Consider the following 19495-nt stretch of genomic DNA (forward strand, 5'->3'; position numbering starts at 1 on the left):
GCGTGGCGGCCTACACTGCGCGTATGACCTCTGCCGCCATCACCATCTACCACAACGCCCGCTGCAGCAATTCGCGCGGCGCCTTGGCGCTGCTGCGCGAGCGCGGAATCGAGCCCACCGTCGTGGACTATCTCGCCCAGCCGCTGGATGCCGTCCAGCTCACCGCCTTGGTGGCGCGCCTGGGCGTGCCCGTGCGCGAAGTCATGCGCACCAAGGAGGCCGCCTACACCGCGCTGGATCTGGCCGACCCGGGCCGCACCGATGCCGAGCTCATTGCCGCCATCGCCGCGCACCCGGTGCTGCTCAACCGCCCCATCGTCGTGACGCCGCGCGGTGCCCTGCTGTGCCGCCCGCCCGAGCGGGTGCTGGAGTTGCTCTGATACCGGGCCATCGGAATTTCGGGTATTTCGGTTAAATTGGCCTGTAACGCTTATGTTTAAAGCGCTAATAGCTATTAAATAAATAGCAAAAAGGCGCATTCCCTGGCGCCGCGCCGCTTTCCTACAGTCGCGCGCAGCGCCGGGCCGATATGCTGGGCGGCATGCTGCCTGTTCCGGGCCGTGGGAGAGCGCCATGACACCACCCGTACCGCCAGAAGAATGCGCCCCGCATGCGGGGCCCATGCATGCGGTCGCTGGCCGTGCGGCCGCGGCGCGCGCTGTGCAGCAACGGTCGTCGGCGGGCCCTCGCCGCGTGCTCCACCCCCGCGCATGATCCGCGTGGCCGTGCTCTCGGGCCTGGGCCACGCGATCTTCGTGGCCGTGGGGCTGCTGGTGTACGTGATGGGCACGCGCATCGGCCACCAGCGCCGCCATCCCTCGGCCGCCATGGGCTGGGTGCTGGGCATCGTCACGTTTCCCTATCTGGTCGTACCGCTGTTCCTCTTGTTCGGCACGCGCAAGTTCGCGCGGCCCGCGCGTCGCCCGCACGGCCCGCCGCTGGAGGCAACGGAAGGCGGGCCGCCCTGGGCAACGCGGCTGCTGGCCAGCCTGGAGCTGGCGCCCGCCGTGCGCAATGCGCAGGTGGTGCTGCATGCCGACGGCACGCAGGCGCTGCAGGGGCTGCTGGCCACCATTGCGTCGGCCCGCCACCGGCTGGACCTGTGCACCTACGTGTTTGCCTACGACGAGGTGGGGCGCGAGGTGGCGCGCGCGCTGCTGGACTGCGTGCACCGCGGCGTGCGCGTGCGCCTGCTGGTGGACGCCTTGGGCAGCATGCGCACGCCGCCCGGCATGCTGCGCGCGCTGCGGCGCCAAGGCCTGCAGGTGCGCCGCTTCATGCCGCTGTTGCACAACCCGCTGCACGGGCGCACCAACCTGCGCAACCACCGCAAGCTGGTCGTGGCCGACGGCGAGCGGCTGTGGAGCGGCGGGCGCAACCTGGCCTGCGAGTACTTCATCGACCGGCCGGGCCACCCCGCCTGGGCGGACTTGAGCTACGAGGTCCATGGCCCGCTGGCCGCGCAGGCGCAGGCCCAGTTCGCCACCGACTGGCGTGTGGCGCGCGGCCTGGTGCTGCGCCGCCGCCGCAAGGCACGTAGCACCGCCGCGCCGGCGCTGCCCGCGCCGCCTGCCCACGGCCCGTTGGCGCAGTGGCTGCCCAGCGGCCCCGACCATGCCGACGACACCGTGCATGCGCTGCTGCTGGCGGCTGCCTACCATGCCCAGCGGCGCATCGTGGCCGTCACGCCGTACTTCGTGCCCGACGACGCGCTGCTGGACGCCTGGTGCCTGGCCTGCCGGCGCGGCGTGCAGGTCAGCGTGGTGGTGCCGGCGCGCTCCAACCACCGCCTGGCGGACCTGGCCCGCGAGCGCGCGCTGCGCCAGCTGGCCGCCGCGGGTGCGCGGGTATGGCTGTCCCCGGCCATGGTGCATGCCAAGGCGGTGCTCATCGACGACGAACTGGCTCTCGTCGGCTCGCTCAACCTGGACGCGCGCAGCCTGTTCCTGAACTACGAGGCCATGACCGTGTTCTACGGCCCGCAGGAACTGCACTGGCTGGCGCAGTGGAGCGACCAGCTGCTGGCCAGCGCGCGCCCCTACCACGCGCGTGCGCCCTCCTGGCTGCGCGACGTCATCGAAGGCGTGGTGCGCTCGGTGGGTTTTCAGCTCTAGGTGGCTGCCGCGCCCGTACAGGGCGAAGGGTAGGCCGGCGCGTTCGCTGTTGGGCGGCGCGGCTGCGATGGGTAGTCGTGGTGCCCGGGTTGCCCCGCACAGGTGCGCCGCACGTCCCTTCGGACCCATGGGGCGTGGGATGCGCGATCGGGGCCGTGCAGTGATGCGATGGCGCCCTCGTCCGACACGCCTGCGGCCGGCTGGCGGGCACGCCCGCAGCCACCGCCACACTACAACGGGGGTATCGGGCGCACGCAGCGTGCGTCCACCACTGTTTTAAGGAGAGCGCCATGAACGCCACCGATCCGCGATTTCCCCAGAACCCACCCATCGACCCCGACCTGGCCGAACAGGCACGACCCGGCCACGGCGTGCCGTCGCAAGACCCGGAGCCGCAGGCACAGCAGCCCCTGCCGCCCGAAGACCAGGAGCGTGAATCCAAATCGGTGCTGATGGGCGGCGGCGCGATGGCGGGCGCAGCTGCCGGCGCGGCCGTAGGCGCTGCCACGGTGGGGCCGGTGGGCGTCTTTGTGGGCACCCTGGCGGGCAGTGTGGCGGGGGCGCTGGGCGGCGCTGCGGCGGGCCGGCTGGTGGACACCGACCCCACCGCACCTGAAACCAACCCCAAGGCTGGGACGGACGGCGAGCACTAGATCCTGCGCCGGCATCTGCCCGGAAAGTGGTCCCTCCGACAGGAATCGAACCTGTATCTAGCGCTTAGGAGGCGCTCGTTCTATCCATTGAACTACGGAGAGGGAGGCAAGATTGTAAGGGCGGTGCCAAACCGCCCTTTTGCTATTGAGTTAATAGCTGCTTGCGCTTGAAGGGAAAGCGTTACGGCCCGATTTCCGGCATAGAACTTCAGTCGTAGCGCACCGTGTAGATCAGGTCCACCGCGCTTTGCATGCCCGTCTGGCCGCGCAGGGTAAGGTGCTGCGACAGGTCGTAAAAGATGTACAGCGTGCCCAGCACGCCCGAGAGGCTGCGCTCGTAGGTCACGTACAGGTCCTTGGACAGGCGCTTGCCGAAGGTGAGGGCGGCGGCGCTCGCGTCCTCGCCCGTGCCGGGGCCCTTGAAGCCGATCTCGTCCAGACCTACGCGCTTGGCGATACCGCCGGTGCCACTGCCGGAGCCCCCGCCCAGCAGGGCCAGCGCGGCCTGCTGCAGCAGCGCGGCCTCGGCGCCTCCGCTGGCGGCGCTGCGGCCCAGCACCACCCACGAGAGCTTCTCGGCGTCCGGCAGGTCGGGGTCGGCATACAGGCGCACGCGCGGCGACTGGGCCGTGCCGGTGACCTGCACGCCGGCGCGCACGCTGATGTTGGGCCGGATGGCCAGCACGTCCAGCGACGGGTTGTCGTAGGGGCCGTTGAAGCGCAGCAAGCCCGTTTCCACGTCCAGCGCCTGGCCCCAGGCGCGGTAGCGGCCCTGCACGGTGCGCACCTCGCCGGTCACGCGCGGCGGGGCGCCGGCCGTGCCGCTGCTGCGGATGTCCAGCTGCCCCGTCAGGCGTGTGGTGATGCCGTGGCCCTGCAGGGCGAAGTCGTTGCCCAGGTCCAGCGTGACGGCGATGTCGGGCGGGCGCGCGGCCTGCACCTGCCCGCCGGCCTCGGCCTTCTGGGCCTGCTGCGCGTCGCGCGCGGCCTTGGCGGCGGCTTCTTTGTCCAATGCGGCGGAGCGCACCACCACGTCGCTGCCCAGCGTGGGCGCGCCCGCCTCGGGCAGGATGATGGTGGCGCGGTCGGTGGTGAACTGGCCGCGCAGCGTGAATTGCCCGCCCTGCAGCCGCGCCGTGAGGTCGCCCGAGACGCTGACCTGCCGGTCGGCGCGCACCAGCAGCTGCAACGCCCGTGCCTGTGCGCGCAGGTCCATGCGGATACCGGCGCCGCCTGCGCCTGCCGCGCCCCACGATACGGTGCCGCCGCCGGTGAGCGTGCCGCCGTCCTGCGGCGCCGCGGTGCGGTTGCCGCTGTAGCCCGCGATGCGTGCGCGGCTGCCCTGGCCACCGTGCAGGCTCAGCTCGGTGATGGTGAGCCGGTCGCCCTGCAGCGCGGCGCGCAGGCGCCCGTCTTGCAGGTCCACGCCGTCCAGCAGCGAGCGGATGGCGAACTGGTCCGCCGCCAGTTGTCCGCTCCACTGCGGCGCGGTGCGCGTGCCGGACAGGCGTGCGTCGGCGCTCAGCGTGCCACGCACGCGCCAGCCCGGCGGCGCCAGGGCGGACCACACGCCCACGTCGGGCAGTTCGGCACGCACGGTGGCGGCCAGTGGGGCCTCGGCGGGCCAGGTCCAGCCGTCGGGCGTGCGTGCCAGTTGGGTGCTGCCTTCGGCGTGCAATTGGCCGGCGCGCTCACTGTCCCAATCCAGTCGGGCGCGCAACGCCGGGCCTTCGGCGCTGACCGTGAGTTCGGCCTGGCGCACGCCGGCGGGTGTGCCGCGCGTGGGCGTGGCTTGGGCCGCCTGGGCACCCTTGCCCTGGCCGCTGCTGTGCACCACGGTGGTCGGCGTGGCATCCAGCGTGAGGATGCGCAGGTCGCCGCCGCTGCGTCGCAGGCTGGCGCTGGCGCGCAGCGTGTCGCCGGCGTCGATGTTCCAGGTGCCGTCCAGCAGCAGGTCGCCCGCCAGGCCCGCCCGCTCCAGCATGCCGTCGCCGTCCATGCGCCAGGCGTTGGCCCAGTCCAGCGGCAGGCCCTTCAGTTCGCCCTGGCTGCGCAGCTGCAGGGCACCCTGCGCGCCCTGGGCATAGCGCAGGGGTTGCCAGCGCAGTTGCAGATGACCGGGCCGCGGCCCTTCGACGAAGGCCTGGCCGGCGCCGGCCTCCACCACCAGCTGGGGGGACTGGCGCAGCTGGATGGCCACCGGCTCGGCCAGGCGCAGCTTCCACGGGCCGGGCTGGCCGGCCGCGTCGGCCTGCATCTGCAGGGATTCCAATTGGGCCTGCCATTGGCCCGCGCCGCGGCTGGCCGCCGTGGCGCGCAGGCGCAACTGGGCACGCTGGCCCGTGAGGGTGGCGCTGCGGGCGGAAGTGCCCTCGTCAGGCTGCGGGCCGTGGCGCAGCTCGCCATCCCAGTCGAGCGCGGCGCGCGCCAACGAGCCCTGCAGCGTGGCGGTGGTGCGCCGCAGTTCCAGCGTGAGAGGGCCCGCGTCCGTGCCGGGCTGGGGTGCGCGCGCGATCTGCAGGCGCGGCGTGGACAGCTGGGCCTGCAGGTCAAAGCGCTGCGGTGCGGCTGCGGCGGCCACGGCCGTGCCTGCCGGCAGGCCCGCGGCCTGCAGTTGGCGCTGCAGGTCGTGCCAGCCGCCGCGCCAAGTGGCGGTCAGCGTGGCGTTGCCGTCCAGGCTCCAGCCCGCCAATGCAGCGGGCACGCCCGGCAGGCCCTGCAGCCAGCGCTGCGCGCGTTGCGTGTCCGTCATGTGCAGGGCCAGCGTGCCGTTGCCGCGCTGGGGTGCGAGTTGCCCGTCGAACTGCGCGCTGGCGCCGGGCAGCGTGGCCTGTAGCGCGCCTTGCACGGCCGGTCCCGCCAGGTCGATGCGCAGCGCCTGGGCGCGCACTTGCGCCCGCAGGGCGTCCAACTGCAGGCGGGCGATGTCGATCCGATCGCCCTGCCACTGGCCCTGCACGGTCAACTGGTCCAGGCGCAGCGGCGCGGGGGTGCCCGCCTTCGCCGCGGCCGTGGGGGCGGGGCGGCCGGCGGCGCGCAGGTCGGCGCTGAAGCGCACGGCGCCGCCCTCGGCAGCGTCGCGGCTTTCGGCGCTGGCGGTGCCGTTCACGGGCGCAGCGTCCAGCAGGGTGTGCAGCGCCGCAGGGTTGAGGGCGCGCACCTCGGCTTGGCCCTGCAGCGCGCGCGTGGCGGGCGTGTAGGCGCCCTGCAGCGTGACGCTGCCGCTGCCCACCCGCGCCAGCGATTCGGACACGGTCCAGGTGGTGCCGTCGAACGCGGCGCGGGCCTGCAGTGTGTCGACAGGCAGGCGCTGCTTGTCCCACGGGCCGGGCAGGGCGTTGCGCAGCGCGGCCTGAATCTGCCAGCCGGGCGCGTCGGCCTCGGCGGGCTCCAGCGCGGCGGTGCCGCTGAGCTGGGTGGCGGGCGCCTGCGGCCACAGCGCGGCGAGGTCCAGGGCCTGCACCTCGGCCGCGGCCTGCAGCAGCGGTTGACCGGCCCAGGGGGCGATGCGCGCTTGCAGGTCGGCGCGCAGCGGTGGATGGGTGGGGCCTGCGCCATCCGTGCCGCGCAGCTGGGCCGTGAGCTGGATCTGTGCGCCCGCGCCGGCCAGCGTGCCCTGCGCGCTGGCCTGGGCCAGGGCCTGCAAGGGTTGCGCGCTGCCGGGCACTGGCGTGCGCAGCGTGCCGTTGAGCGTGGCGGTGAGCGCCATGGGTGCCTGGGCCTGCAACGTGGCCAGCAGCGCGTAGCGGCCCTGGGCCAGCGTGACCTGGTCCACCGCCAAGCGGTGCTGCTCGCCGTCGTAGCGGTAGGTGCCCTCCAGTTGCTCGGCGACGGTGTTGCCGGCCCAGTCGATGCGGTCCGCGTGGAAGGGCAACTCGATCCGCAGCGGCAGCACCAGTTGCTGCAGCGGCGGGGTGGGCGGCTCCTGCGGGCCGGGCGCATCCTGCGGCGTGATGAGCACCTGCGCGGCCCGCACCTCGCCCAGACGCAGTTGGCGGCGCAGCAGCGGCGCGACGCTCCAGGCGATGCGCGCGTCGTGCACCTCCACGGCCAGCGTGGGGCTGCTCCAGCGCAGCCAGCCAATCGTGCCGCCCGAGCGCAGCGAGCCGCTCACGTCGCGCGCCTGCAGGCTCTGCCCCTCGGGCAGGTATTGCGCCGCGCGCGCCAGTGCGCTGGCCAGCGAGGTGTTGCTGCCGGCCCACCACCACAGCCCGCCCAGCAGCACCAGCGCCGCCATGAGCAGGCCCCCCAGCGTGGCCAGCACCCAGCGCCCGGCGCTGCGGCGCGGCGGCGGCCGCGGCGTGGGCGTCGCGCCTGCGGCGTAGGGCTGGTGGCTGGAGGGGTGGGTCATGGAGGTTTAAAAACAATAGCTGCTAGCGCTTGCCAGCAAAGGAATTCGAAATGAAAACCATCAGAATCCCTTGTGTATCAAGCGCTGGCAGCTCACTTTTTTGCATGTCAGAACGTGTAGCCCAGCCGCAGGTGCAGCCGTACCTGGTGCGTGTGCAGGCCATAGGCCAGGTCGGCCTGCAGCGGGCCCACCGGGCTTTGCCAGCGCAGGCCTGCACCCACGCCCACGCGCGCGGTCAGCTCACCGGGCTTGTCCGCCACGGCGCCGGCGTCGATGAACAGCGCGCTTTCAAAGTCGGTGCGGTTGCCGCGCACGGTGATGGGGCGCTGCCATTCGGCGCTGCCCACGGCCATGTAGCGCCCGCCGAAGAGCTTGTCCGCGTCGGTGCGCGCGCCGATGCTGCGGTAGCCGTAGCCGCGCACCGTGGTGTCGCCGCCGGTCAGGAACAGCTGGGTGACGGGGATGTCGGCGCCGTCGCGCGCCAGCACCGCGCCGCCCTCCAGGCGCAGCGACAGGCGGCTGCCGCGGCGCACGTTGTTCCCCAGGTCCACGCGGCCCAGGCCGACGAAGGACTGCCAGCGCAGCAGCGTACGCACGAAGGGGTAGCGCTCCGGGCGCAGCGTGGTGCCCACGCCCAGCTCGGCCGCCAGGCCCCAGCCGCGCGTGGGGTTGGTGTTGTTGTTGAAGTAGCGCCCCGTCCAGCCGTAGTTGGCGGAGATCGCGCTGCTGGACGGCGGTGCGTCCTCGCCGCGGTTCTTGGCCGTGTCGTGCTGCAGGAAGTAGCTGCGGTCGATGCGGTCCGTGCTCTTGGTGCGCCCGGCGCGCAGCCGCGAGCTGTCCACGTCGTAGCTGCCCGTGGCCTCGCGCTGCAGCTGCAGGCCCGTGAACCAGCGCCAGCCGTTCGCATGCGGCAGCCCGGTCCAGTCGGTGGACAGCAGCTTGCGCTTGTTGTCCACCGCCACCTTGCTCACGGCGCGCCAGCCCAAGCCCGGCAGGCGGTTGTGCGTGTGGTCCATGGACAGGCGCGGCCCGCTGTCGGTGGAGATGCCTACACCGAAGACGAGCTTTTGCAGCGGTGCGTCGCGCACCTGGGCGATCACGGGCGCGGCCTGCGGATCGCCGTGCTCGGTGTCCAGCGTGAGGAACACCGCGTCGTAATAACCGCTGCTGGCCAGGCGCTGCTGGGTGTCCAGCAGGCGCGCCTCGCTGTAGTCCTCGCCCGTGGGCAGGCGCGCAATGCGGCGCATGCCCTCGTTGTCGTAACGCTCGCCACCCTGGATCTGCAGGGTGCCAAAACGGTAGGCCGGGCCAGGCGCGTAGGCCACCTGCAGCTTGGCCTCGGCGCGGTCGGCGTCCACCTCGGCGCGGCTGCTGGCGATGCGCGCCGTGGGGTAGCGGCGCGCCTGCAGATCGCGCAGGCCCTGGTTCTTGGCACTGTCCCAGCCCTCCTGCGTGAACGGCTCGCCGGGCGGCAGCGACCAGCCGCGCTGCAACCGGGCCTGGCGGCGCGCGAGCTCGGTCGCGTCGGCACCGTGGCCGTCCTCGCCCATCAGCGTGATGTCGGCGCTGGCGATGTGCGTGCGCGGGCCGGGCGACACGCTGACCAGCACGGTGCGCGGTGGCGCGTCGGCGTCGGTGGCCTGCTCGCGCAGCTCGATGGTGATCTCGGGACTGAAGTAGCCCTGCGTGGCCAGCAGGTCGCGGGCGTTCGCGTCGGCCGAACCCAGCAGCCGCGTGAGTTCATGCGCCTGCAGGTCGGGCAGTTGGCGAAAGCGCTGCAGCTCCAGATGGCGCGTGAGGTACTCGCGCAGGGTGTCGTCCTCCACCTGCACATCCAGCGCGAACGCATCGGGGCCGGAGTCCGGGCCCGCCTCGGAGGTGATGGAAGAGGGCGCGTCGTGCGGCGCGGGGGAGGGGCGCTGCAGCAGGCTGCAGCCCTGCAAGAGGGCCAGGCCGATCAGCAGAAACAGCAACGCCGGCCACCGGGCCGGCGCTGAGCTTGGCTTGGTCATGCGGGCTATTTTGACAAAAGCCGCATCGTTTCTTCGAGGCCTTTGAGTGACAAAGGGTACATGCGGTTGCCCATGAGCTGCTGGATGATGCTGATGCTCTGGCGGTACTGCCACACGCCCTGGGGTTCGGGGTTGATCCACGCGAACCTGGGGAAGGCGTGCGTGAGGCGCTGCAACCACTCGGCGCCGGGCTCCTCGTTGTTGTATTCCACGCTGCCACCGGGCTGCAGGATCTCGTACGGGCTCATGGTGGCGTCGCCCACAAAGATGAGTTTGTAGTCCTTGTTGTACTTGCGGATGATGTCCCAGGTCGGGAACTTCTCGGCAAAGCGGCGGCGGTTGTTCTTCCACATGAAGTCGTAAACGCAGTTGTGGAAGTAGTAGAACTCCAGGTGCTTGAACTCGCTCTTCACGGCAGAAAAGAGTTCCTCCACGCGCTGGATGTGTTCGTCCATGGTGCCGCCCACGTCCATCAGCAGCAGCACCTTCACGTTGTTGTGGCGCTCGGGCACCATCTTGATGTCCAGCCAGCCCGCGTTGGCCGCCGTGGCGCGGATGGTGTCCGGCAGGTCCAGCTCCAGCTCATGCCCCTCGCGTGCGAACTTGCGCAGGCGGCGCAGCGCCACCTTGATGTTGCGCGTGCCCAGCTCCTGCGTGTCGTCGTAGTCGCGGTAGGCGCGCTGCTCCCACACCTTCACGGCGCTCTTGTTCTTGCCCGCGCCGCCGATGCGGATGCCCTGCGGGTTGTAGCCGCCGTGGCCGAAGGGGCTGGTGCCGCCCGTGCCGATCCACTTGTTGCCGCCTTCGTGGCGCTCCTTCTGCTCCTCCAGGCGCTTCCTGAGCGTCTCCATCAGCTCGTCCCAGCCCATCTTCTCGATGGCGGCCTTCTGCTCGGGCGTCAGCTCGCGCTCCAGCATCTTGCGCAGCCAGTCGGCGGGGATCTCCTTGCGGAAGTCGGCCAGCATCTCCACGCCCTTGAAGTAGGCCGCGAACGCGCGGTCGAACTTGTCGAAGTGCTTTTCGTCCTTCACCAGCGCGGTGCGCGCGAGGTAGTAGAAGTCGTCCAGGCTCCAGGCATCGTCGGACTTGGGGCCGACCACGCCGGCCTGCAGCGCCTCCAGCAGCGTGAGGAATTCCTTCACGGACACCGGCAGCTTGCCGGCGCGCAGGGTGTAGAAGAAGTCGATCAACATGAAACAGGCCTCCAGCGCTTATTCAGCGGGCGCATGGCGCTGCAGAAGGTATAGCAACTGCGCGCGCGCTTCGGGCCATTCGCCGCTGCGCATGCTGTACATCACCGTGTCGCGGATGGTGCCGTCGCGGCGCAGCGCATGGCCGCGGATCACGCCGTCCTTCTTCGCGCCCAGGCGCTCGATGGCGCGTTGCGATGCAAAGTTGAAGTTGTCGGTGCGCCAGCCCACGACATGGCATTGCAGCGTGTCGAAGGCATGGCCCATCATCAGCAGCTTGGCAGTGGTGTTCACATGCGTGCGCTGCACGCTCTGGCGATACCAGGTGTAGCCGATCTCCACCCGCTTCACGGCGGGCAGGATGTCGTGGTAGCTCGTCGTGCCCAGCACGCGGCCTGTGGCATCGTCGAGCACGGCAAACGCGAAACGGTTGCCCTCGTCGCGCATGCGCAGCGCCGTCTCGATGTAGGCGCGCGTGTCCTGCGGCTCGGGCACGCTGGTGACGCGCAGTCTCCACAGCTCGCCGTCGGCCGCGGCGGCGGCGAGGCCGGCTTCATGCGCCAGGGCCAGGGGCTCCAGCCGCAGGCCGCTCTGGCGCAGGGTGACGGGCTCGACGAAGGCCATGGACTGTCGCTCCTTGCTCATTCTTTCCGCGCGCTGCGGGCCGCGCGCCAGCGCCGCGCCAGGTGCAGGCCCAGCCCGCCCCCGATGCCCACCAGGGCGATGCCTGCAATGCTGGCCGCCCCGTAGCCCTCGTTGAAGATGTCCATCCCCAGCAGCAGGCCCACGCCATAGCCCGCGAGCGCGCCGCCCACGAACCCTATCGCGTCGGACGCACCTTCCATCAAAAGCCGCTGTGCAGTGCTCATGACGGGCTCCGGCTCAGCGGTTGCGCTGGTTCATGAAGACCAGCTTCTCGAACAGGCTCACGTCCTGCTCGTTCTTGAGCAGCGCGCCCACCAGTGGCGGCACGGCCACCTTGTTGTCGGCGCTTTGCAGGGCTTCGAGCGGGATCTCCTCGGCCACCAGCAGCTTGAGCCAGTCGATGAGCTCACTGGTCGAGGGCTTCTTCTTCAGGCCGGGCAGGTTGCGCACGTCGTAGAAGGTCTTCATCGCCACGGTGAGCAGTTCGCTCTTGAGCGTGGGGAAGTGCACGTCGACGATCTTCTTCATCGTCTCGGCCTCGGGGAACTTGATGTAGTGGAAGAAGCAGCGGCGCAGGAAAGCGTCGGGCAGCTCCTTCTCGTTGTTGGAGGTGATGAACACCAGCGGGCGGTGCTTGGCCCGGATCATCTCGCGCGTTTCGTAGCAGTAGAACTCCATGCGGTCGAGTTCGCGCAGCAGGTCGTTGGGGAATTCGATGTCGGCCTTGTCGATCTCGTCGATCAAGAGCGCCACCGGCTTGTCGGCCGTGAAGGCCTGCCACAGCACGCCCTTGACGATGTAGTTGTGGATGTCCTTGACGCGCTCGTCGCCCAGTTGCGAGTCGCGCAGGCGGCTCACCGCGTCATATTCGTACAGGCCCTGCTGCGCCTTGGTGGTGGACTTGATGTGCCACTGCAGGAGCGGCATGTCCAGCGCCTGGGCCACTTCCTCGGCCAGCATGGTCTTGCCCGTGCCGGGCTCGCCCTTGACCAGCAGTGGGCGCTGCAGTGTGATGGCTGCATTCACCGCGAGCATCAGGTCCTGGGTGGCAACGTAATTCTGGGATCCTTGGAATTTCATGGGCCTGGGAATAGGGAAATCGTTGATGAAAGGGCTTGACAAGCGCTGGCTATAATCGTCCACGAACTAGAACGCGGAGACAACCAATCGCCTGATTGTGCGCGCAAAATGAAGAAGACACTGACCACGATATTCGGCCTGTCTGTCGCTTGTGCGACCGGTTTTCTCCATGCCGAGGAGATCAAGGGAGATGCCAAAGCTGGGGCGCAAAAGATCGCCATGTGCATCGGGTGCCACGGCATCCCGGGCTACCAGGCCAGCTTCCCCGAAGTGCACAAGGTGCCGATGATTTCCGGCCAGGGTGCCAAGTACATCGCCTCCGCACTCGACGCCTACAAGAAGGGCGATCGCAAGCATCCCACCATGCGCGGCATCGCCGATTCGCTGTCGGAGCAGGACATTGCCGATGTGTCGGCCTACTATGCCGAGCACGGCACGAGCGCCGGGGCACCCGCCAAGCCCTCGCGCGAACCCAATGCCCAGGTGGCGCAGCTGCTGCAAAAGGGCGCTTGCGTGTCCTGCCACGGCGAGAACTTCGCCAAGCCCATCGACCCGTCCTATCCCAAGATCGCGGGCCAGCATGCGGACTACCTGTTCGTGGCGCTCAAGTCATACAAGACCGACAAGGGCGCGTACGTGGGCCGCAGCAACGGCGTGATGGCCGGCATCGCCAAGCAGTTTTCCAACACTGAGCTGAAGGCGCTGGCGGGTTACCTGGGTTCGCTCGATGGAGACCTGCAGGTCGTTCCACAGCCGCGCTTTCGCTGACCGTGTCACGCACCCGAAGAAGCCCGCAAACGCGGGTTTTTTTACGCCCGGTTGAGGCAAGCGGGCTGGGTTCCTTATCTGGCACGCCCAGGTGCGGAATGGTTGCCCCGGAGAGAGGGACTTCCTACAATCGGCCCCATGCGTTTCCTGGTTTCCACCCCGTGCGTCCGTATCGCGCGGCTTGCATCTGCAGCCGTCGAGATGGCGCGCGCCATGCGCAGGATGGGTGTTCTGAAACCAGCTTCGCCGGCCGCAGATCACTAGGCCCGGCGGTTCTCCACTCCTTTCATCCAAGCGTCACGCGTACCGCCGGGCAGCCAGCTCCGGTGCGCTGGGGCCTGCTTGCCGCGCGCCCCGCCGTTCGGCACCCCGGATGCGCACCTTCTCCCCACCGATGACGCGCCGCTGACGGTCGCTTTGTGCGCCGTTGTTCCCGCTTGTTGACCAGGAGTTTTGACCATGCGCCTTCAGACCATTGTGGCCCTCACCGATTTCTCGACCGCGGCGGAGCATGCGCTTGACCGTGCCGCGCTGTTGGCTGCCGAGCACAAGGCGCGCCTGCATCTTCTGTTTGGTGCGGAGCAGCCGGACCCGAAGTTCGTCGACCCGCAGGCGCGGCTGGAGCAGCGCGCGCGCCAACTGGCGCGCCGCCACGACCTGCCGGTCAAGGCCCTGGCGTACCGCGGCGCCGGCGTGGTGGATGAGGTCTTGCGCGCGGCCGTGGGCGCCGACCTGCTGGTGCTGGACAAGCGCGCGCACCAGGGCGTGGAGCAGTTGTGGCGCGGTGGCACGTTGAGCCAGATCCTGCGGCGCAGTCCGTGCCCCGTGCTGGTGGTGCAGCGTGCGGCGCGCGAGGCTTATGCGCATGTGCTGCTGGCCGTGGATTTTTCGCCGGCGGCCGATGCCATGGTGCGCTACGCGAGCGGGCTGGATACTGCCGCTGCGGTGGAGCTGTTCCATGCCGTGGACCTGCGCGATGAGGCCAAGCTGCGCAGTGCGGAGGCATCGGCCCAGGCCGTGCGCGCGTGGCGCGCGCAAATGCAGCGGCATGCGCACGACCGGCTGGTGCGGCTGTCCGATGCCTTCGAGGCGCGGCGCAATCGTGTGGGAATGACCGTCGGCATGGGCGATGTGGCGCGGCAGGTGGCCGTGCAGCAGGAGCGCTCGGGCGCGGAGCTGGTGGCGCTGATGCACCGGCGCCGGGGATGGATGCTGGATCTGCTGCTGGGCAGCGTAGCCCAGCGGCTGCTGGGGGGCGTGGGCTGCGACGTGCTGGTGTACCCGCACGACTACGCGGGCGCCGCACCGCGCGGCACCACGGCTCAGCCCCGCGTGGCGCGCCGCTGGACGCAGGCGATATAGGCGTCGCCGTCGGGTGCCCGGCCCGCGCGCTGGGCCTCCCACAGCATGGTGCCCAGGCATTCCATGGCGGCGTGGTGCGCGTCGTGCAACGATCCCAGGCGCGCGGCCAGCAGTTCCACGGCCTGGCGGATGCCGCGCGGCTGGTCGATGCTGCACTGCTCGCTGATCGAGAGGTGCATCGACAGGTGCAGGAAGGGGTTGGTGCGGTCCGGCGTCTCGTCGTAGTTGCGCGCCAGGGCCGTGTCCACATCGGCCAGCTCGGGCTGGTACTCAGGATGCTCCGCGATCCACAGGCCGGCCAGCGTCTCGATGGCCTCCATGGGCTGGCCGGCCTGCTGCTTGGCATGCGTGGCGCAGAAGAAGCGGCGTACGTCGGCTTGGGTGGGATTGAACATGGATTCCAGAGTAGCATGCAACGCGGAGGCTCTGCCGCGGGATGTCGCGGTGGCCTCCTACGACGGCGGGGTTACGCCGGCTCTACAGTAGCGGCGGGCGCCGCTGGCGGCTGCCGACCCTACGACCAACATAAAAAAGAGGTGGACACCATGACGGGCATGCGCATTCTGGGCGTGATCTTGCTGATCCTGGGCCTGGCCGGGTTCTTCACCGGGGGCTTCAGCTTCACCAAGGAAACCACGCAGGCCCGCATCGGGCCGCTGGAGCTGTCGGTGAAGGAAAAGGAATCCGTCAATGTGCCGCAATGGCTCAGCATTGGCGCGATCGCCGTGGGCGCCCTGGTGCTGGTGCTCAGCATGCGCAAGCCCTGACGCAGGTTCCATTGCTGCGCACGGTTTGCGCCGTGCGCGCGGGCGTTGGCCCAGGTCCTACGTGCGTCAGGGCCGGTGCGTGCCCAGCATGCGCGAGATGGTCTGGGCCGTGGCCAGCAGTTCGGGCAGCAACTGCTCGCGCAGCATTTCGGTGCTGGTGCGATTGGCCTGGCCGCTGATGTTCAGGGCCGCCACCACCTGGCCCGCCCGGTTCTTGAGCGGCGCGGCCACCGAAATCAAACCCTCTTCCAGTTCCTGATCCACCAGGCACCAGCCCTGGGCGCGTGCCTGGGCGATGCGCGCGAGCAGCGTCGCATCGTCCAGCACCGTGTGGCGCGTGAACTGCTGGCGCGGCAGCGCGGCCAGTCGGGCGCGCAGGTCCTGCTCGGGCAGCTCGGCCAGCAGCACGCGGCCCAGCGACGTCCAGAACGCCGGCAGGCGTGAGCCCACGGCCAGGTTGGTGCTCATGATCTTGTGGGTGTGCACGCGCAGCACATAGACGATGTCCAGCCCGTCCAGCACGGCGGCGGAGCAGGACTCGTGCACGCGGTCGGTGAGGGCCTCCATCAGCGGCTCGGCCAGGTCCCAGATGGGCATGGAACTCAGGTAGGCAAAGCCCAGGTCCAGGATGCGCGGCGTGAGGCGGAACAGCCGGCCATCGCTCTCCAGATACCCGAGCGTCTGCAGCGTCAGCAAGATGCGGCGCGCGCCTGCGCGCGTCAGGCCGGTGCGTGCCGCGACTTCGCTCAGGGTCTGCTGCGGCGCCGCCGCGCTGAAGGAACGGATCACCTCCAGCCCGCGTGCAAACGACTGCACGTAGCTATCCCCCGGCTTGTGGGTATTACTTACGGAAAGGGGGGTGTCATCCATGGCAGTTCGTCCTAAAATTCATTATACGAACATTTGTTCTATATGCGAACAAAGTGACACGATCACGACAGCCGGCCCGGGCCGGCTCCTTTTCCCTCACTGGACCAGCAACACATGATCAACAAGATTGCGGATTCCGTTGCCGAGGCGCTCGCGGGCGTGCAGGACGGCGCCACCGTACTGATTGGCGGCTTTGGCACTTCGGGCAACCCCATTGAACTGATCAACGGCCTGATCGCCCAAGGCGCGCGCGACCTCACCGTGGTCAACAACAACGCCGGCAACGGCGATGCCGGCCTGGCCGCGCTGCTCAAGAGCGGGCAGGTGCGCAAGATCATCTGCAGCTTCCCGCGCCAGGTGGACAGCTATGTGTTCGACGAGCTGTACCGCAGCGGCAAGATCGAACTGGAACTGGTGCCCCAGGGCAACCTGGCCGAGCGCATGCGCGCCGCGGGCGCCGGCATCGGCGCCTTCTTCTGCCCCACGGCCTATGGCACGCAGCTGGCCGAAGGCAAGGAAACCCGCGAGATCAACGGCAAGCACTACGTGCTGGAGTACCCCATCTACGGCGATGTGGCCTTGGTCAAGGCCGAGAAGGGCGACCGCTGGGGCAACCTGACCTACCGCATGTCGGCGCGCAACTTCGGCCCCGTGTGCGCCATGGCGGCCAAGTACACCGTGGCCACCGTGCATGAACTGGTGGAGCTGGGCGAGATGGACCCCGAGGCCGTGGTCACCCCCGGCATCTACGTGAGCAAGGTCGTCCAGGTGCCGCGCGTGGCCACCCAGGCCGGTGGATTCAAGAAGTAAAGCCCGTTCAGCCCAAGGAGATACAGCGTGAGCAGCTATCAAAAACGAACCAAGGACGAACTGGCCGCACGAGTGGCCCAGGACATCTTCGACGGTGCCTATGTGAACCTGGGCATCGGCCAGCCGACCCTGGTGGCCAACCACATCCCCGCAGGCCGCGAGGTGGTGCTGCATTCCGAGAACGGCATCCTGGGCATGGGCCCCGCGCCCGCCAAGGGCCAGGAGGACTATGACCTGACCAACGCCGGCAAGCAGCCCGTGACGCTGCTGCCCGGTGGCTGCTACTTCCACCATGCCGACAGCTTCGCGATGATGCGCGGCGGCCACCTGGACATCTGCGTGCTGGGCGCCTTCCAGGTGTCGGCCACGGGCGACCTGGCCAACTGGAGCACTGGCGAGCCCGGCGCCATTCCTGCCGTGGGCGGCGCCATGGACCTGGCCGTGGGCGCCAAGTCCACCTGGGTGATGATGGATCTGGTCAGCAAGACCGGCGAATGCAAGGTGGTCCAGGCCTGCAGCTACCCCCTGACGGGCCTGGCCTGCGTCAAGCGCATCTACACCGACCTGTGCACGCTGGAATGCACGCCCCAGGGCCTGCGCCTGATCGACACCGTGCCCGGCCTCTCGCACGAGGAGCTGGAGCGCATCGTCGGCCTGCCGATCCAGCCCGCACAGCAATAAGTACCAAAACGGCCTCCAGCGCTTGATGGACAAGCGCTGGCAGCTCACCTTTTTGATATTCCCCTCGGAGACACCATGAGCAACGCCCGCCAAGCCTTCATCTGCGACGCGATCCGCACCCCCTTCGGCCGCTACGGCGGCGCCCTCTCCAGCGTGCGCACCGACGACCTGGGCGCGTTGCCCATCAAGGCGCTGATGGAGCGCAACCCCGGCGTGGACTGGGCAGCGGTGGATGACGTGCTGTATGGCAACGCCAACCAGGCCGGCGAGGACAACCGCAACGTGGCGCGCATGTCCAGCCTGCTGGCCGGCCTGCCCATCGACGTGCCCGGCGCCACCATCAACCGCCTGTGCGGCTCGGGCCTGGACGCCGTGGGCTCCGCCGCGCGCGCCATCAAGTCGGGCGAGGCGCGCCTGATGATCGCTGGCGGCGTCGAGTCCATGAGCCGCGCGCCCTTCGTGATGCCCAAGGCGGAAAGCGCCTTCAGCCGTAGCAACGCGGTGTACGACACCACCATCGGCTGGCGCTTCATCAACAAGCTGATGAAGGCTCAATACGGCGTGGACTCCATGCCCGAGACGGCCGAGAACGTGGCCGACGATTTCAAGATCGAGCGCGAGGCCCAGGACCGCATGGCCCTGGCCAGCCAGCAAAAGGCCGCCGCCGCGATGGCCGCCGGCTACCTGGCCAAGGAAATCGTCAACGTCGTCATTCCCCAGAAGAAGGGCGACGCCGTCGTGGTCAGCCAGGACGAGCATCCGCGCGCCACCACGCTGGAGGCGCTGGCCAAGCTCAAGGGCGTGGTGCGCGAGGGCGGCACCGTCACGGCCGGCAACGCCAGCGGCGTGAACGACGGCGCCTGCGCGCTGCTGCTGGCCGATGAGGCGGCCGCCCAGCAATACAACCTGGTGCCCCGCGCCCGCGTGGTGGGCATGGCCGTGGCCGGTGTGGCGCCGCGCATCATGGGCTTTGGCCCCGCGCCCGCCGTGCGCAAGGTGCTGGCCCAGACCGGCCTGACGCTGGACCAGATGGACGTGATCGAGCTGAACGAAGCCTTCGCCGCACAGGGCCTGGCCGTGCTGCGCGACCTGGGTGTTGCCGATGACGACAAGCGCGTCAACCAGTGGGGCGGCGCCATCGCCCTGGGCCACCCGCTGGGGGCCTCGGGCGCGCGCCTGGCCACCACCGCCGTGAACCAGCTGCACACGCTGGGCGGCCGCTACGCGCTGTGCACCATGTGCATCGGCGTGGGCCAGGGCATCGCCGTGGTGCTGGAGCGCGTGTAAGCGCGCGGCGTGACCCGAGGAGCGAGCATGAAAAAGCAAGAACGCTGGGTGGACGTGCAAGGCGGGCGCCTGCGCGTGTGCGTGCAAGGCCCCGAGGGCGCGCCGGCCCTGGTGTTTTCCAACTCCCTGGGCACCACGCTGGAGATGTGGGACGCGCAGGCCGCGCGCTTCGCCCAGGACTTCCGCGTGGTGCGCTACGACACGCGCGGCCACGGCGCGAGCGTGGTGACACCCGGCCCATACACCTTCGAACTGCTGGGCGGCGACGTGGTCGCGGTGCTGGATGCGCTGCGGATCGAGCGTGCGCACTTCTGCGGCATCTCCATGGGCGGCTTCACGGGCCTGTGGCTGGGCGTGCACCAGCCCCAGCGCTTGCTGAGCCTGGCCGTGTGCAACAGCGCCGCCAAGATCGGCACGGCCGAAGGCTGGCAGGCCCGCGCCGCGCTGGTGCGCGAAAAAGGCCGTGACGCCATGGCGGAGCTGGCCGCATCGTCACCCGCGCGCTGGTTCACCCCAGCCTTCTGCGCGGCCGAGCCGGACGTGGTGCTGCGCGCGCAGAGCTGGATTGCCGGCATTTCCCCCGAGGGCTATGCCGCCTGCTGCGAAGCCCTGGCGCTGGCCGACCTGCGCTCGCAGATGGGTGGCATCGACGTGCCCACGCTGATCGTGGCTGGCAGCGCCGACCCCGTGACCACCGTGGCCGACGGCCGCTTCATGCAGGCGGCCATTGCCGGTGCGCGGCTGGCCGAAGTGCCGGCTTCGCACCTGTCCAACCTGGAAGCGCCGCAGGCCTTTGACGAGGCCCTGGCGCAGTTCCTGCGCGGCTGAGACCGCAGGTGGCGATGCAGTGCGGCTTGCTGCGCTGCCCACGCCGCTCCCTTCCATTCATCCAATCCTAGAGAAAG

18 protein-coding genes and 1 tRNA gene are annotated in these 19495 nt (G+C 69.6%); 10 read left to right on the forward strand and 9 right to left on the reverse strand.

The features are described from left to right. The first annotated feature begins 23 nt into the window (after positions 1-23). The 3 genes from arsC (at position 24) to BA022_RS18295 (ending at position 2767) form a co-directional block, all read left to right on the forward strand. On the forward strand, positions 24-380 hold the full coding sequence (gene arsC / locus BA022_RS18285) for an arsenate reductase (glutaredoxin) (protein WP_015914188.1): 357 nt from the start codon (positions 24-26) through the stop codon (positions 378-380). A gap of 330 nt (positions 381-710) precedes the next feature. Further along, the gene (locus BA022_RS18290; RefSeq protein ID WP_047349738.1) at positions 711-2114 is read left to right on the forward strand and encodes a phospholipase D-like domain-containing protein; all 1404 of its coding nucleotides are present in this window, start codon (positions 711-713) and stop codon (positions 2112-2114) included. Positions 2115-2404: 290 nt separating this feature from the next. Further along, positions 2405-2767: a hypothetical protein gene (locus BA022_RS18295; protein WP_088888393.1), complete on the forward strand. Its 363-nt coding sequence runs from the start codon at positions 2405-2407 to the stop codon at positions 2765-2767. 27 nt (positions 2768-2794) lie between these two features. Here the strand turns inward: BA022_RS18295 and BA022_RS18300 are convergent. From BA022_RS18300 to BA022_RS18330, 7 genes are all read right to left on the reverse strand, one after another. Continuing rightward, a tRNA-Arg gene (locus BA022_RS18300) sits at positions 2795-2869 on the reverse strand. A gap of 106 nt (positions 2870-2975) precedes the next feature. Next, positions 2976-7118: a translocation/assembly module TamB domain-containing protein gene (locus tag BA022_RS18305; RefSeq protein ID WP_088888394.1), complete on the reverse strand. Its 4143-nt coding sequence runs from the start codon at positions 7116-7118 to the stop codon at positions 2976-2978. A 107-nt stretch (positions 7119-7225) separates the two neighbouring features. Further along, positions 7226-9130: an autotransporter assembly complex protein TamA gene (locus tag BA022_RS18310; RefSeq protein WP_088888395.1), complete on the reverse strand. Its 1905-nt coding sequence runs from the start codon at positions 9128-9130 to the stop codon at positions 7226-7228. A 5-nt stretch (positions 9131-9135) separates the two neighbouring features. Then, complete coding sequence (locus tag BA022_RS18315; RefSeq protein ID WP_088888396.1) at positions 9136-10323, reverse strand: vWA domain-containing protein; 1188 nt, start codon at positions 10321-10323, stop codon at positions 9136-9138. Between the two features lie 18 nt (positions 10324-10341). Further along, positions 10342-10944 (reverse strand): GNAT family N-acetyltransferase, encoded by a 603-nt coding sequence (locus BA022_RS18320; RefSeq protein WP_088888669.1) that lies wholly within the window; start codon positions 10942-10944, stop codon positions 10342-10344. A gap of 17 nt (positions 10945-10961) precedes the next feature. Then, complete coding sequence (locus BA022_RS18325; RefSeq protein ID WP_088888397.1) at positions 10962-11189, reverse strand: hypothetical protein; 228 nt, start codon at positions 11187-11189, stop codon at positions 10962-10964. Positions 11190-11202: 13 nt separating this feature from the next. Next, entirely contained in the window at positions 11203-12045 is an 843-nt protein-coding gene (locus tag BA022_RS18330) for an AAA family ATPase (RefSeq protein WP_011806653.1), read from the reverse strand. 108 nt (positions 12046-12153) lie between these two features. On the opposite strand from BA022_RS18330, the gene BA022_RS18335 reads away from it, so the two are divergent. Together BA022_RS18335 and BA022_RS18340 are read left to right on the forward strand one after the other, a co-directional pair. Continuing rightward, entirely contained in the window at positions 12154-12813 is a 660-nt protein-coding gene (locus BA022_RS18335; RefSeq protein WP_088888398.1) for a c-type cytochrome, read from the forward strand. A gap of 459 nt (positions 12814-13272) precedes the next feature. Continuing rightward, positions 13273-14175, forward strand: coding sequence for a universal stress protein (locus tag BA022_RS18340; RefSeq protein WP_088888399.1), 903 nt, complete (start codon positions 13273-13275; stop codon positions 14173-14175). Here the strand turns inward: BA022_RS18340 and BA022_RS18345 are convergent. Next, the gene (locus BA022_RS18345; RefSeq protein ID WP_041836092.1) at positions 14136-14570 is read right to left on the reverse strand and encodes a DUF1841 family protein; all 435 of its coding nucleotides are present in this window, start codon (positions 14568-14570) and stop codon (positions 14136-14138) included. The two genes, BA022_RS18340 and BA022_RS18345, sit on opposite strands and share 40 nt — an antisense overlap. Positions 14571-14720: 150 nt before the next feature. Here BA022_RS18345 and BA022_RS18350 point away from each other — a divergent pair, with 150 nt between their 5' ends. Then, positions 14721-14942, forward strand: a complete 222-nt coding sequence (locus BA022_RS18350) for a hypothetical protein (RefSeq protein WP_015914177.1) — start codon at positions 14721-14723, stop codon at positions 14940-14942. A gap of 66 nt (positions 14943-15008) precedes the next feature. On the opposite strand, the gene BA022_RS18355 is transcribed toward BA022_RS18350, so the two are convergent. Continuing rightward, the gene (locus BA022_RS18355; protein WP_088888400.1) at positions 15009-15812 is read right to left on the reverse strand and encodes an IclR family transcriptional regulator; all 804 of its coding nucleotides are present in this window, start codon (positions 15810-15812) and stop codon (positions 15009-15011) included. Positions 15813-15926: 114 nt separating this feature from the next. Between BA022_RS18355 and BA022_RS18360 the strand changes: the two genes are divergently transcribed. From BA022_RS18360 to pcaD, 4 genes are all read left to right on the forward strand, one after another. Next, positions 15927-16622, forward strand: coding sequence for a 3-oxoacid CoA-transferase subunit A (locus BA022_RS18360; RefSeq protein WP_015914175.1), 696 nt, complete (start codon positions 15927-15929; stop codon positions 16620-16622). 27 nt (positions 16623-16649) lie between these two features. Further along, positions 16650-17303, forward strand: a complete 654-nt coding sequence (locus BA022_RS18365) for a 3-oxoacid CoA-transferase subunit B (RefSeq protein WP_088888401.1) — start codon at positions 16650-16652, stop codon at positions 17301-17303. A 75-nt stretch (positions 17304-17378) separates the two neighbouring features. Beyond that, on the forward strand, positions 17379-18590 hold the full coding sequence (gene pcaF, locus BA022_RS18370) for a 3-oxoadipyl-CoA thiolase (protein ID WP_015914173.1): 1212 nt from the start codon (positions 17379-17381) through the stop codon (positions 18588-18590). 27 nt (positions 18591-18617) lie between these two features. After that, the gene (gene pcaD / locus BA022_RS18375; RefSeq protein ID WP_088888402.1) at positions 18618-19418 is read left to right on the forward strand and encodes a 3-oxoadipate enol-lactonase; all 801 of its coding nucleotides are present in this window, start codon (positions 18618-18620) and stop codon (positions 19416-19418) included. Positions 19419-19495: the final 77 nt, after the last annotated feature.

The organism is Diaphorobacter nitroreducens, assembly GCF_002214645.1.
Taxonomy (GTDB): Bacteria; Pseudomonadota; Gammaproteobacteria; order Burkholderiales; family Burkholderiaceae_C; genus Diaphorobacter; species Diaphorobacter nitroreducens.

Bases quoted from the DNA above. Each gene is read 5' to 3' on its own strand.
- arsC (WP_015914188.1), top strand. From the start codon at position 24: ATGACCTCTGCCGCCATCACCATCTACCACAACGCCCGCTGCAGCAAT.
- BA022_RS18290 (WP_047349738.1), top strand. From the start codon at position 711: ATGATCCGCGTGGCCGTGCTCTCGGGCCTGGGCCACGCGATCTTCGTG.
- BA022_RS18295 (WP_088888393.1), top strand. From the start codon at position 2,405: ATGAACGCCACCGATCCGCGATTTCCCCAGAACCCACCCATCGACCCC.
- BA022_RS18305 (WP_088888394.1), bottom strand. From the start codon at position 7,118: ATGACCCACCCCTCCAGCCACCAGCCCTACGCCGCAGGCGCGACGCCC.
- BA022_RS18310 (WP_088888395.1), bottom strand. From the start codon at position 9,130: ATGACCAAGCCAAGCTCAGCGCCGGCCCGGTGGCCGGCGTTGCTGTTT.
- BA022_RS18315 (WP_088888396.1), bottom strand. From the start codon at position 10,323: ATGTTGATCGACTTCTTCTACACCCTGCGCGCCGGCAAGCTGCCGGTG.
- BA022_RS18320 (WP_088888669.1), bottom strand. From the start codon at position 10,944: ATGGCCTTCGTCGAGCCCGTCACCCTGCGCCAGAGCGGCCTGCGGCTG.
- BA022_RS18325 (WP_088888397.1), bottom strand. From the start codon at position 11,189: ATGAGCACTGCACAGCGGCTTTTGATGGAAGGTGCGTCCGACGCGATA.
- BA022_RS18330 (WP_011806653.1), bottom strand. From the start codon at position 12,045: ATGAAATTCCAAGGATCCCAGAATTACGTTGCCACCCAGGACCTGATG.
- BA022_RS18335 (WP_088888398.1), top strand. From the start codon at position 12,154: ATGAAGAAGACACTGACCACGATATTCGGCCTGTCTGTCGCTTGTGCG.
- BA022_RS18340 (WP_088888399.1), top strand. From the start codon at position 13,273: ATGCGCCTTCAGACCATTGTGGCCCTCACCGATTTCTCGACCGCGGCG.
- BA022_RS18345 (WP_041836092.1), bottom strand. From the start codon at position 14,570: ATGTTCAATCCCACCCAAGCCGACGTACGCCGCTTCTTCTGCGCCACG.
- BA022_RS18350 (WP_015914177.1), top strand. From the start codon at position 14,721: ATGACGGGCATGCGCATTCTGGGCGTGATCTTGCTGATCCTGGGCCTG.
- BA022_RS18355 (WP_088888400.1), bottom strand. From the start codon at position 15,812: ATGGATGACACCCCCCTTTCCGTAAGTAATACCCACAAGCCGGGGGAT.
- BA022_RS18360 (WP_015914175.1), top strand. From the start codon at position 15,927: ATGATCAACAAGATTGCGGATTCCGTTGCCGAGGCGCTCGCGGGCGTG.
- pcaF (WP_015914173.1), top strand. From the start codon at position 17,379: ATGAGCAACGCCCGCCAAGCCTTCATCTGCGACGCGATCCGCACCCCC.
- pcaD (WP_088888402.1), top strand. From the start codon at position 18,618: ATGAAAAAGCAAGAACGCTGGGTGGACGTGCAAGGCGGGCGCCTGCGC.